This is a genomic window from Actinophytocola sp. (genome assembly GCF_036002505.1).
Taxonomy (GTDB): domain Bacteria; phylum Actinomycetota; class Actinomycetes; order Mycobacteriales; family Pseudonocardiaceae; genus DASYTH01.
The window spans coordinates 1-12,245 of the sequence record NZ_DASYTH010000224.1 but is presented as its reverse complement, the minus strand read 5'-3'; the positions used below and the strand labels follow the sequence as shown (position 1 = coordinate 12,245).

14 protein-coding genes are annotated in these 12,245 nt (G+C 70.5%); 3 read left to right on the top strand and 11 right to left on the bottom strand.

What is annotated here, in order from left to right; genetic code table 11:
• The 6 genes from ftsY to ngcE form a co-directional block, all read right to left on the bottom strand.
• Positions 1-1,209: a signal recognition particle-docking protein FtsY gene (ftsY, locus tag VGR06_RS19935; protein ID WP_327560613.1), complete on the bottom strand. Its 1,209-nt coding sequence runs from the start codon at positions 1,207-1,209 to the stop codon at positions 1-3.
• A gap of 50 nt (positions 1,210-1,259) precedes the next feature.
• A complete protein-coding gene (locus VGR06_RS19930) occupies positions 1,260-1,694 on the bottom strand; it encodes a hypothetical protein (RefSeq protein WP_327560612.1) in 435 nt (144 codons plus the stop codon).
• Between the two features lie 200 nt (positions 1,695-1,894).
• Positions 1,895-2,239 (bottom strand): hypothetical protein, encoded by a 345-nt coding sequence (locus tag VGR06_RS19925; RefSeq protein ID WP_327560611.1) that lies wholly within the window; start codon positions 2,237-2,239, stop codon positions 1,895-1,897.
• 95 nt (positions 2,240-2,334) lie between these two features.
• On the bottom strand, positions 2,335-3,237 hold the full coding sequence (locus tag VGR06_RS19920) for a carbohydrate ABC transporter permease (RefSeq protein ID WP_327560610.1): 903 nt from the start codon (positions 3,235-3,237) through the stop codon (positions 2,335-2,337).
• Positions 3,234-4,160: a sugar ABC transporter permease gene (locus VGR06_RS19915; protein ID WP_327560609.1), complete on the bottom strand. Its 927-nt coding sequence runs from the start codon at positions 4,158-4,160 to the stop codon at positions 3,234-3,236. Before VGR06_RS19915 ends, VGR06_RS19920 begins: the two co-directional genes overlap by 4 nt.
• A gap of 9 nt (positions 4,161-4,169) precedes the next feature.
• Positions 4,170-5,594: an N-acetylglucosamine/diacetylchitobiose ABC transporter substrate-binding protein gene (gene ngcE, locus VGR06_RS19910; RefSeq protein WP_327560608.1), complete on the bottom strand. Its 1,425-nt coding sequence runs from the start codon at positions 5,592-5,594 to the stop codon at positions 4,170-4,172.
• Positions 5,595-5,742: 148 nt separating this feature from the next.
• Here ngcE and VGR06_RS19905 point away from each other — a divergent pair, with 148 nt between their 5' ends.
• A complete protein-coding gene (locus VGR06_RS19905; RefSeq protein WP_327560607.1) occupies positions 5,743-6,852 on the top strand; it encodes an anhydro-N-acetylmuramic acid kinase in 1,110 nt (369 codons plus the stop codon).
• Between the two features lie 39 nt (positions 6,853-6,891).
• Here VGR06_RS19905 and VGR06_RS19900 read toward each other — a convergent pair whose 3' ends face one another.
• The gene (locus VGR06_RS19900; RefSeq protein ID WP_327560606.1) at positions 6,892-8,352 is read right to left on the bottom strand and encodes a hypothetical protein; all 1,461 of its coding nucleotides are present in this window, start codon (positions 8,350-8,352) and stop codon (positions 6,892-6,894) included.
• Between the two features lie 38 nt (positions 8,353-8,390).
• On the opposite strand from VGR06_RS19900, the gene VGR06_RS19895 reads away from it, so the two are divergent.
• Entirely contained in the window at positions 8,391-8,807 is a 417-nt protein-coding gene (locus VGR06_RS19895; protein ID WP_327560605.1) for a VOC family protein, read from the top strand.
• Between the two features lies 1 nt (position 8,808).
• Here the strand turns inward: VGR06_RS19895 and VGR06_RS19890 are convergent, their stop codons facing one another.
• From VGR06_RS19890 to VGR06_RS19880, 3 genes are read right to left on the bottom strand one after another with little or no spacing between them, the layout of a single operon-like run.
• Positions 8,809-9,000, bottom strand: a complete 192-nt coding sequence (locus tag VGR06_RS19890) for a hypothetical protein (RefSeq protein ID WP_327560604.1) — start codon at positions 8,998-9,000, stop codon at positions 8,809-8,811.
• Positions 8,997-10,085 (bottom strand): hypothetical protein, encoded by a 1,089-nt coding sequence (locus VGR06_RS19885; RefSeq protein WP_327560603.1) that lies wholly within the window; start codon positions 10,083-10,085, stop codon positions 8,997-8,999. Before VGR06_RS19885 ends, VGR06_RS19890 begins: the two co-directional genes overlap by 4 nt.
• A complete protein-coding gene (locus tag VGR06_RS19880) occupies positions 10,085-10,378 on the bottom strand; it encodes a type VII secretion target (RefSeq protein ID WP_327560602.1) in 294 nt (97 codons plus the stop codon). Before VGR06_RS19880 ends, VGR06_RS19885 begins: the two co-directional genes overlap by 1 nt.
• Before the next feature lie 61 nt (positions 10,379-10,439).
• On the opposite strand from VGR06_RS19880, the gene VGR06_RS19875 reads away from it, so the two are divergent.
• The gene (locus VGR06_RS19875) at positions 10,440-11,084 is read left to right on the top strand and encodes a hypothetical protein (RefSeq protein WP_327560601.1); all 645 of its coding nucleotides are present in this window, start codon (positions 10,440-10,442) and stop codon (positions 11,082-11,084) included.
• Here the strand turns inward: VGR06_RS19875 and VGR06_RS19870 are convergent.
• Positions 11,071-12,027, bottom strand: coding sequence for a GNAT family N-acetyltransferase (locus VGR06_RS19870; protein ID WP_327560600.1), 957 nt, complete (start codon positions 12,025-12,027; stop codon positions 11,071-11,073). The genes VGR06_RS19875 and VGR06_RS19870 overlap by 14 nt on opposite strands.
• Between the last annotated feature and the right edge of the window lie 218 nt (positions 12,028-12,245).

The following is a 12,245-nucleotide window of genomic DNA, read 5'->3' as shown; positions in this document are numbered from 1 at the left end:
TCAGCCCAGCAAGGCGTCCACGAACGCGCCCGGTTCGAACGGGGCCAGGTCGTCGGCGCCCTCACCGAGGCCGACCAGCTTCACCGGCACGCCCAGCTCGCGCTGCACCTGGAACACGATGCCGCCCTTGGCCGTGCCGTCGAGCTTGGTCAGCACGATGCCGGTGACGTCCACGACCTCGCGGAACACCCGGGCCTGGGTGAGCCCGTTCTGCCCGGTGGTGGCGTCGAGCACGAGCAGCACCTCGTCGACCTTCGCCTGCTTCTCCACCACCCGCTTGACCTTGCCCAGCTCGTCCATCAGCCCGGTCTTGGTGTGCAGGCGGCCCGCGGTGTCCACCAGCACGGCGTCGACCCCGGCCTCGATCCCGCGCTTCACCGCGTCGAAGGCGACCGCGGCCGGGTCGGCGCCCTCCTTGCCGCGCACCACCTCCGCGCCGACCCGCTGCGCCCAGGTCTGCAGCTGGTCGGCGGCCGCGGCCCGGAACGTGTCGGCCGCGCCGAGCACGACGGTCCGGCCGTCGGCGATCAGCACCCGGGCGAGTTTGCCGGTAGTGGTCGTCTTCCCGGTGCCGTTGACGCCCGCGACCAGGACGACGGCGGGCTGCTTGCCGTTGGTGCCGCTGTCGTGCGGCAGGGCGCGCACGGCCCGGTCCATGTCGGGTTTCAGGGCGTCCACGAGCACCTCGCGGAGCAGCGCCCTTGCCTGGTCGGACGTGCGGACGCCACGCGAGACCAGCTCGGCGCGCAGCCGCTCGACCACCTCGGTCGTCGTGCCGGAACCGAGGTCGGCCATCAGCAGGGTGTCCTCGACCTCCGTCCACGAGTCCTCGTCAAGATCACCGGCGCCGAGCAGGCCCAGCAGCCCCTGCCCGAAGGTCGACCGGGACCGCGCCAGCCGCCCCCGCAACCGCTCCAACCGTCCCGAAGTTGGCGCGATCTCCTCGACCGGCTCGGGCTCAGGTTCAGCTGCCTCTACGGGTTCGGCGGGCTCGACCACCTCCACCGGCTCCGGCGCTGCCTGAGGACCGCCGGGTGCGAGGCTGATCCCGGTCTCCGCCCGGTACCCGCCCGGCCTGGTCTCCTCCTCGACCGCCGGCTCGCTCCCGGTCAAGTCGATCCGGCGCCTCCGCGCCAGCACCACCCCGGCCACCAGCGCAACCGCCACCACGACCAGGACGACGATGATCACGATCAGAGTGCTCGACACCCGGCCATCCTCGCATCCAGGCGCCGAGCACCCTCAACCGTGCATCACCCTCACGACTCGACAGGCTGCCCGGGCTGCCTGATCGCGACCCGCAACAGGGTGCTGATCTTTGCCAGCTCGACGCCCACGGTCGCGAATCCCTCCTTCATCTCGCCTTCGAGCCGGGCGAATCGCTCGTCCATACCGTCGAAGCGCTTGTCCATGCCATCCAAACGCCCGTCGATACCGGCAAAGCGCTCGTCCATACCAGCAAAGCGCTCGTCAATACGGGCAAAGCCCCTACGCATCTCCGATCGCAGATCGACAATGTCTCGGCCCTGTTCAAGCTGGGTCTTCCTGAGATCCTCGAGCGCCTTGGTGTGGCCACGAAGCCCGGCACGGACATCGGCCGCATCGATCTCAGCCTTGGTTGCGATACCTCGAATATCGACCACCTCCAAGGTCAACCTGTTTACGCGCTCGTCGAGTTCGGCAAGCTCGGTCATGTGTAGATCCCTATCTGTGCAGTGAAGCCTGGTTGCCTCGCTGCACAGCCTGCCCTGTGCTAAAGGGACAGTTAAAACCGCCAATCACAGGGTCTGACCTGCTATTTCAGTGCTCCAGCAACGAATCCCGACGTACGCGACGGTGGAAACATGTAGGCGATCAGGACCCGGGAGCATGGCGATGACCATGCCGACGACCCTCAGGTCTCGCCAGCCGGATCGATTTTCAGTGCCGTGTGGATGCGAGCCATGCCGGCACCAAGCATGGCCAGACTCTCGTTCACCTCGGCAAACTTGCCATTGACCTCGGCAAACCGGTCGTTCACCTTGGCAAAACCGGCGCGCATTTCCTGGCCCTGCTCGATTTGGGTGTCTCGTAGGGCTTTGAGGGTGCTGGTATGAGCCTTGAGCTCGAGGCGGACGTCGGCGACGTCACGGTCGGCTTCGGCCGCGAGGTAGCGGGCGACGGCGGAGTCTTCCCGCGCTCTCTTCACCTCGTCCTCAAGGCGGGTAACGCGGCTCGGCAGGTCTTCGGGATCGGTCACGGGGAGTCCCTTCTCGACGGTCAGCGTAGCTGTTGCCGTCAAGCCTGCCGGACGGATCAAGATCAGGCAAAAGTCTATCCACAGGGTCTGACCTGCTATTTCAGTGCTCCGGCAACGAATCCCTGGCGGACGCGACGTTGGAAGACGAGGTAGACGATCAGGACCGGGAGCATGGCGATGACCATGCCGGCGAAGAGGGCGCTCCAGTCGGACTGGTAGCCCTGCTGAGCCACGAGCGAGGCCAGGCCTTCGGTCAGCACGGCGGTGGACTTGTCGCCCTGGTTGAGGACCAGGGGAAGCAGGTACTGGTTCCACAGGCCGAGCACGTTGAACAACGCCACGCTGACGATGCCGGGGCGGGCCATCGGGAGCATGACCCGGAAGAACACGCCGGTGTGCGAGCAGCCGTCGATCAACGCTGCCTCGGCGACGGCCGACGGCAGGGTGCGGAAGAAGGCGGTCAGGAAGAAGACCGAGAACGGCATGGCGTAGGCGGCGTAGACCAGGATCAAGCCGAGGTGACTGTGCAGCAGGCCGAGGTTGCGGACCACGAAGAACAGCGGCACCAGCGCCAGGAACACCGGGAACATGAGGCCGCCGGCGAACAGGTAGTAGATGAACCGGTTGCCGGGGAAGGAATACCGCGCCAGGACGTAGGCGACCATGGTGGACAGCAGCATGGTCAGCACCAGCGCGCCGGACACCACGATCACCGTGTTGAGAAAGAACTGGCCGATCGAGGCAGCGCCCCAGGCCCGGGCGAAGTTGTCGAAGCTCCACCGGGACGGCAGCCGCCACGGCGAGGCGAACACCTCGGGGTTGGGCTTCAGCGCCGTCAGCACCGCCCAGATCAGCGGAAGTACCGACACCAGCGCCCAGGCGGCAAGGATGACCTGGAACGACGCGCTGGCCGACCGCTCGCCGGCCCGGGCACGGCGGCGTACCGGACCGGCCGGTGGCGAGGCCGGAACAGGCGGTCGCACCTCGGTCACGGTCATGCGTACTCCACCTTCTCCCGGCGGGAGGCGCGGAACATGACCGCGGCGAGCGTCAGCGTCAGGAAGAACAGCGCGACGCCGATGGCCGAGGCGTAGCCGTACTGCGGGTTGGTGTCGCCGCTGAACGCCCGGGTGAACAGATAGTGGGCGATCACCTCGGTGGAGTTGCCGACGGACTCCGGGTGCGGCGTCATGATGTTGACGATGGCGAAGAAGTCCAGCGCGATGATGCCCAGGTAGACGAACGCGACCTGGATGTTGTCCCAGAGCAGGGGAACCACGATGCGGAAGAGCAGCGTCGCCCGGTTCACCCCGTCCAGCGCGGCCGCCTCGAAGATGTCCCGCGGGATGGACGCCATGCCGGCGGAGAACAGCACGACGTAGAAGCCGACCGCCTGCCAGACGGCGACCGCGACGCACGCCCACAGCGCGAGGCTCGGGGTGCCGAGCAGGCCGTCCCGCGGCGGGGTGATGCCGACCGCCGAGAGCGCGCCCGGCACCAGCCCGCCCTGCGGGTTGTACGCCTGCTGCCAGAGCACCGCGATGATCGCGACGGACAGCAGGTACGGGAAGAAGTACACGGCGCTGTAGAACCGGGAGGCCCGCAGCCCGCGCACCACCGAGCCCCGGCGCGTCCCGCCGATGTTGAGCAGGAACGCGAACAGCAGCCCGAGCGAGATCGTCACCACCGGCAGCACCAGCAGCAGCACAGCGTTGTGGGTCAACGCGGTCCAGAAGTCGGCGTCGTGCACGAGGCGCACGTAGTTGTCCAGCCCGACGAAGTTCTGCGTCTGGCTGTACCCGCTCCAGTCGGTGAACGAGTAGATCACCGCCTGGATGTTCGGGGACACCACGAACATCACGTACAGCGCCAGCGGCGCGACCAGGAAGCCGATGATGAACCGGTACTTGCGGTGGTGCACAAGGACTCTCTAGCTGCGCTTGAACTTCGTGACGTTGGCGTCGGCGGCGACCTTGTCCGCCGCGGCCTGGGCCGCGGTGATGAACCCGTCGGCGTTGGTCCGCCCGGTGAGCAGGTCGGACATCGCCGCGATGGCCGCGTTCTTCTTCAGGTCGCCGTAGACGTCCATGAACCAGAAGGTGAACGTGTTGTTGCCGGCCTTGCCGAGCGCGTCCTTCACCGACTTCAGCGCGGTGCTCTTCAGGTCGAGCTTGTCGTTGGCCGCCTTGACGACCGTCAGCGAACCGGTGGCCTCGCTGTAGGCCTTGGCGTTGTCGGTGCTGAGCATGTGCCGGAACCACTCCAGCCCGCCGCGGACGTTCTTGGCCTTGGCCGGCACCACGAACGGCTCACCGGCGTTGGCGTGGATCGCCTCGTACGGCAGCTTGTCCGACGAGCTGAGCCGCGGAACCGGGGCCATCACCATGTCGAAGCCGGCCGGGGTGTCCTTCTTCATCTCGTTCTCGAGCCAGGATCCGCTCGGGTAGCAGCCGACCTTGCCCTGGACGAACTGGGTCTGCGCCTCGGTGTGCTTCATGCCCTGGCTGCCGGGCAGGAACCCGCCCTTGCGGGCCAGCTCCTCGACCGCGGCCGCCGCCTGCTTCACCGCGTCCTGCTTCCAGGCGTTGGGTTCGAAGTTGTCGATCGCCTTCACCACGTCCTGGCCGCCCGCCTTGCCGGCCATCGTGATCATCATCTCGGTGACGTAGTTCGGGGCGTTGACCCCGCCGTAGCCCATCGGCGACAGCCCGGCCTTCTTCATCTCCTCGGCGAAGGCCATGAGCTCCGACCACTCGGTCGGCATCTTCCAGCCGTTCTTGGCGAACAGCGACGAGGAGTACCAGAGCCCGTAGGCGGACAGCACGTAGTTGAACACCAGCAGCTTGCCGTCGAACGTGCCGACCGGGAAGACGTCCGGCAGGACCGTGTCCCGCACCTTCTTGTCCGGGTCGTCCAGCGACGGCGCGTCGAACAGCGGTGAGAGGTCGGCCAGCTGCCCGCCGGCGATCAGTCCGGACAGCGGGATCTTCTGCGCGCCCGAGTCGTTGACCATGTCCGGCGGCTGGCCGGCGGAGAACCGCGGCTGCAGCGAGTTGATGTTGACCGTGGACGCGGCGTTGATCTTCGCGTTCGGGTAGAGCTTGCCGTAGGTCTTCTGCACCCAGTCCATCTCGGTGGCCAGGCCGCCCTGGAAGAACACCAGCTCGAGCGGCGCGCTGGTGTCGATGCCCAGCGGGTTCTCCTTGGACTCGGTGCCCTTGGCCTGCTCCTGCGTTCCCCCACCGGCCGTGGCACAGCCGGCGAGCGCGGTCGTGCCCGGCACGACGAGGAGACCGCCGGCCAGCATCCCGCGCAGGAACGCCCGCCGGCTTCTGTCGGCCGAAAACGTCGTCATGCCCATCTCCCTGGAGTTCGTTCGTCACACCGTATCGCGGTGTCTATACCTGTTGCGGCCAAAGTTCAACCACTGCGGACATCAATTTGGTCAAGAAGTAACCTGCACTCTTGCGCCGGGACTACTCACTGCAATAGGTCACAGCACTGTGACCTCCTTACGTGTGATCGGCCTGGCCTCCGGAACCTCGATGGACGGCATCGACGCCGCGGTCGCGGAGCTGCGCCTGACCGGCGGCACCATCGAGCTCATCCCGCTGGGGCACCAGGAGATCACCTATCCGGGGGAGCTGCGCGCGGCCCTGCTGGGCGTGCTCGCCCCGGCCGGCGGCACGGCCGCGGAGCTCTGCCGGCTGGAGGCGGAGGTGGGGACGGCCTTCGCCGCCGCGGCCGAGGGCCTGCACGCCGAGCATGGCGCCGGCCTGGTGGTCACGCTCGGCCAGCCGGTCCACCGCGAAGGACCGGCAGCGCTGCGGCTCGGCCAGCCCGTGCGGATCGCCGGGCGCACCGGGCTGCCGGTGGTGTCCGTGCCCGGCGGTCACGACGTCGGTGCCGCTCTGGACCGGCTCTGGCTCGCCGGCGCGGCCGAGCCGGTGGCGGCGGTGGACCTCGGGTCGGCCGCCGGCCTCACCGTGGTCGGCCCCGACCGGCCGGCGCTCGCCTTCGACACCGGTCCGGGCACCGTCCTGCTGGACGCGGCGGCGCGGATGATCTCCGACGGGGTGTGGCAGCGGGACGTGGACGGCGAGCTGGCCAGCCAGGGCTCGGTCCGGCCGGATCTGCTCGACGCGCTGCTCGCCGACGTGTACTACGTCAAGTCCACCCCGAAGTTCGCCACCACGGGGTACTTCCACGCCGGCTACCTGCGCACGGCGCTGGAGGGCATCCCGTACGTGCCCGCCGTGGACCTGCTGGCCACGCTGGTCGGGCTCACCGCCGTCACCGTCGCCGACGCCTGCCGCGCGCACGACGCCGGCCGGGTGATCGTCTCCGGCGGCGGGGTGCACAACCCGGCGCTGATCGCGGCGCTGCGCCGGGCCCTCGACCCGGTGCCGGTGCTCACCAGCGATGAGCTCGGCCTGCCGACCGGCGCCAAAGAGGCCTACGCCGCCGCCCTGCTCGGCTTCCAGACCTGGTTCGGCACGCCGGACCGGCCGGCGGCCTGGATCACCCCCGGCCGCGAGCCATTGCGCCTGCCCGAGCCGATCACCACCGCCGCCACCGATCTGCGGGTGCCGGTCACGGCTGCCGGGCTTTGAACGCCCGGGTGGGAAGCAACGTGACGTTGCTTTCCCTGTTCACGACTGCCGGGCCTTGAACGCGGCCTTGCGCGCCGCCTTGGCGATGGTCTTGTCCGGGTGGTGGGCGCCGAGCAGGCTCAGCACATCGCCGGCCGAAGGGTGCGGGATCCGCCACATCACCTCGAAGATCTCCTGCTCCCGGCCGGCCGGGACGGCGTCGCCGAGCTGCCGGGCGATGTCCTCCGGACCGTCCACATCGGACGTCGTGGCCAGCACGTCGGTGAGCAGCCAGGCCAGATCCTCGGACCCAGGCTTGAGGTCCAGCGCGAGCTTGGCGTAGGCGCGCAGCCGCGGGTCGTCCAGCGCGGCCCGCCAGTGCGGCTCGGCCGCGGCACCGATCCGGCTGGTCACCACCGACGTGGCGTACATCCGGTCCGCGGGACCGCCGGCCGCCGCCACCTCGAGCAGCTCCGCGGCCGCGACCTCGGGTGGGTGCCGGTCGAGCCAGGCCGATGTCTCCGCCACCAGCTCGTCCTCGGTGAACCCCTCCGCAGCCGCGACCAGGTCCTGCGCGGTCATCTCCTCGACCGGCGGCAGCAGCGGCACCTCGACGTCGCCGTCAACCAGCTGCGCGCACATCGCCCACTGCGCCAGCGGGGTCAGCCGCGCGGCCTCCTCGTCGTAGCTCACCGCGCCCAGCTCCTCGAGCCGGGTGAGCAACACCTGTGCGGGGTCGCCGTGCGCGGCCACCCAGGCGTCCCAGACGCCGCGCCGGGCACCGGCCGCCTCGCCGATCAGCTCGGACAGCTCCGGGTACGGCACGCCCGCGCTCCTGGCCAGGAACAGCGTCATCACCACCGCGCCACCGGCGCCGTAGAAGTTGAGCTCCGCCTCGTGGTGCAGGTCGGCGTCCAGGTCGAGGCTGGTCATCACGACCGCGAGCGCGGTGGCCCAGACGTCCAGCACGTCCTCGTCGGCCCCGTCCGGCCAGGCCTCGAGGGCCGCGCCGGGCACCATCTCGTCGTCACCGATCTCGATCAGCTCGACGCTCTCGGCGAGATCCCACAGGTGCGTCAGCTCCGGAATATCGCTTAGCGAAGCCACATCCGCCGGCGCTTCGAGGCCGAGCGCGTCCGCCGCCGCCCGGCAGTCCGCGGCGCCCGGCTCGCCCTGCTCGTCGACCGGCCGGCCCGCACCGACCCATCCGGCCAGCGCGCGGGCCTGGGCCAGGACGCGGCTCTCCCGCGCGGCCCGGACCAGCTCCGCCAGGGGCGGCAGGCGCAGCGGCGGCAACCGGTCCGGCAGCCCGTACAGCTCCTTGATCGAGACGTCCTCGTCGGGATCGAACTCGTCCTCGTCGACCATGCCGGCGAGGTCGACGGTCGGGTCGGCCAGCCACCGGTACACCGCGGCCTGGTCGGACATGTCCACCCCGTCCGCGGCCATCGCCTGCATGATCGCCTGCACGTCGACGCCGGGGAGCTCGGGAAGCGGGGCCGCGGTGGGGTCGTCTGGCACGTCCGCAAACCCTAGTCTTGCCCCGAAAGGGGGAATCCATGAGGACCTTGCACTTCGGCCTCCGGGTCGCCGATCTCGAGCGGTCGCTCACGTTCTACACCGCCGTCGGCTACGAGGTGGTCGGGAGCGTCCCGGAGACCGCGTTCGGGAGCCTGACCATGCTCAAGCTCCCCGGCGACGACTTCGTCTCCCTCGAGCTCGTGCACGACCCCGCCAGAAGCGAGCTCGAACCCGGCACCCGCCTCAACCACTTCGTGATCAAGGTGGAGTCGATGGACGCCACCGTCGCCGAGCTCGCCGCCCGCGGCGTCGAGGCCGAACCGCCCGAATCACCGGACGGCTCGGCGGACTTCCAAACATCGTGGATCACCGACCCGGACGGCAACCGGATCGAACTGGTGCAATGGCCGCCCGGTCACGCCGGCGGCATCACCGCGGCCGACTGGCCGGACTGACTCAGAGCTCGTCCCATCGGAACGCCGGCACTTCGTCGTCGTCCTCGAGCGGCGGTTCCGGTGGGACCGCGGGGAGCCGCTCGGACACCTCCCGCAGCCGTGCCCGCAGCTCCTGGGAGATCGCCGCGGACGCCGCCTCGTGCTCGGCGGACACCGCGTCGTAGGCACGCAGGATCGCCGGGTCGGTCGTCATTTCAGCTCCCGCACCGGCGCCAGGCGTGCCGGGGAGCCGGGCTCGGCGGCCCGGTTCAGCGTCGGGTTGGCCGGGTCGCGGTAGTCCAGGCGGTAGGTGGTGCGGTGGCCGGCGCCGTCGTCGAGGGTGACGGTGAGCTCGTCGGCGACCTCGTCCGGGTCCACGGTGATCGTCACCTTGCCGTTGTGGATCACCACCTTGCCGTCCTCGTCCGGGCGCAGCCGCTCCACCGGGCGGATCGCCCAGGGGAAGAGGGTCGCCGGCAGCCGCGGGCTGACCGGCGTGGCTGCGGCGCCGGAGGCTGGGGCGGCGGTCTCGCCCGGCTCGCCGAACGGCCCGGGGACGCCGGACGGGCTGGTGGGCCCGAGGTCCAGTTCGTAGGAGCGGGCGCCCACGGTCAGCCGGATCCGACCGTCCGACGTGACCGTCAGGGCGGCCGGCTCCCCGGTGAGCGGCCGCAGGTGGGTCAGCAGCACGTCGTAATGACCCTGGACGGCGCGCACCACGGCCCGGGTGTAGGCGTCGAACGCGTCCTTCTTCGCGTCGAACTCGTCGACGATGTTGCCCAGAATGGTGGCGTCCCGGGCCGCGCGCACCTCGGCCGCGGTCAGCCCGCCGCAGCGGTCACCGGCCAGGTCGCGGACCTGCGCGGCGTAGCGGACCAGGGCGTTCTGGATCGCGGTGGCGCCGCCGTTGATCGCGCCGGGGCCGTGCGCGGTGGTTCGGAGGAGCTCCGCGGCCCGGCCGGTGAAGCGCTCGTGGTGTACCCGCGCGGCGTCGGCCGCGTCGCCGTGCCAGCCGGACAACCCGGCCCAGTGCCGTTCCAGGTTGTGCAGGTGGTTGCCGGCGGCCTCGGCGACGGATGACAGCGCGTCCGCGTCGGCCCGGATCACGCCGAGGTCGATGCCGCGCAGGGCGTCGAACGGGCCCTGGATCGCGGCCAGGGTGAGGCCGGGCCAGCGGCCACGGCCGGCGAGAACGGCAGCCTCGTCGTAGCGCGGAAGGAACTCGGCGAAGAAGGCCAGTCCGGGACGGGCCTCGTCGAGGATCTCGTCGGAGGTGCGCCAGTCGTCGGCCAAGCCCATCAGGGCACCGTCCGCACCGGGGACTCCTCCTCGATCCGGGCGTACGCCGCGGCCGTCTCGGCCAGCCGGGCCGCGATCTCGCCGGCCTCCGCGCCGAGGCGGGCCAGGCTGCCGCCGAACCGCTCGAACCCCAGCCGGTAGGGCGCGGCGACCGCGCCGAACCCGGCGCCGACGTGCCCCTCGCCGGCGGTGGCCGCCACCGCGTCGCCGAGCGCCGCGAGGTCCGCGGCCTCGCCCTCGTACCGCCGGGCCACCTGCCGCAGCACCTCGGCGTCCACACCGAAACCCGACATGCACCCTCCCGGTTCCCGACGTGCGAGCCTACTCACGGGCAGGTCCGTAGTCTGCGGCGTCGTGAAGGCACACGAACGGCGGTGGCCGGCCTCGCTCGCCGTGGCGATGATCATCGGGTTGCAGTTCGCCGCGCCGGAGCAGATCGTGCCGCCCTGGTGGCCGGTGCTGGTCGGGGTCGAGGTGCTGCTGCTGGTGCCGCTGGTGGCCACCAACCCGGTCAGCCTGAACCGGGACCACCCGATGCTGCGGGCCTCCGCGGTCGCGCTCTCCGTGCTGCTGCTCGCGGTGAACGCCGGCCGGCTGGTGCAGCTGTTCACCACCATGGTCAACGAGGAGAAGCTCAGCGCCGGGCACCTGATCGGCTCCGGCGCGCTGATCTGGTCGACCAACATCGTCGCGGTCGCGGTGGTGTTCTGGGAGCTGGACCGGGGCGGGCCGTTCGCCCGGGACCCCCGGCACGCCCGGCCGGAGGGGACCGGCGACCTGCTGTTCCCGCAGATGACCGGGGTGCCGGGGTGGGACCCCGGCACCTGGCTTCCGTCCTTTGTGGACTACGTGTTCGTGGCGTTCACCGCGGCCACCGCGTTCAGCCCGACCGACACCATGCCGATGACCGGGCGGGCCAAGACGCTCATGATGGCCGCCTCCTCGGTGTCGCTGGCCACCATCGCGATCGTGGCCGCCCGCGCGGTCAACATCCTGTGACCGCGAGCACCTGGCGGTAGCTGACCATCTCCATGTGCAGGGCGAACCCGAGCGCGGTGAACATCCGCTCCGAGGCGTCGTTGCCCAGCGCGATCACCGCGGCGGCCTGCGACCTGGCCCCGTGCCGCGCGGCCAGCTCCCGGAGCAGCCCGCGGACCAGCGCCCGCCCGGCGCCGCGCGAGCGCTTGTCCGGGTCGACCGCGACGAGGTCCACGTAAAGCTCCCCTTCCTGCGGGTAACCCGCCGCGTAGCCGATCAGCCCGCCGGGCCCGGTCAGCACCACCACGCAGTGCCCGCGGACGCCCTCGACGAGCTGGCGGGCCGTGATCGGGGCGTCCGGGAAGCTCCGCCCGTGCAGCGCCCGGACCGCGGCCTTGACGGCGGAATCGTCCGGCAGCAACCGAACCGCACTGTCCACAACGGACTCATAGCCGGTGTCGCCGGTGTCGCGGACCAGGACCGAACGCAACCCGGCGCCGGTGAGGGTGAACACCCGGCTGGTCGTCCCGGTGCGGAAGTCATGCCGGGCGGCGAAGTCGGCCAGCAGCCGGTGCCGGCGGTGCCCGCACAGCTCCAGGTCGGCGATCCCGGCCAGGCCCGGCACCCGCAGGGCCTCCTCGAGCAGCGCGTCCGCCGTCTGGTGCCACAGCTGTGCCGCCGCCGGGTGGTTCGCCGGCACGTCCACATAGGGCCCGTGCAACCAGGCCCGGCCGACCTCGGGATCGGCCTCCACGCCCAGCACACCGCGCACCCGGCCGGCCGAGTCGGTGGCCAGCACCGTGCCGGACATCCAGTCCGGGCGCATGCCGGTCAGCTCCTCGACGATCTCATCGGCGGTCTCGCCGTGGTAGGCGATGTGATGCGCCGGCTCGGCCTGCAGCCGGGCCAGCACGTCCACCACCTCGTCCAGATCGGACGCGACCGCGGCGCGAATCGAATACATGGTCAGATCCTGAACCGCCGACCTGGCTGTTCGCGACCGGTTTACCCTGGGTGAGCGGTCGCGAGCACCAGTCCGAACGGCTTGATGGGGCGGACTTCGGTGCCCCATAGGGCAACGGTGCGCTGAGAACCCCTAAGACCCCGCCTCGGCCCCCGATACTCCCGTGACGCGGGAGGTCAGTCCTGCGTTCACAAGGACTTATAGAGAGGGCCGCATCC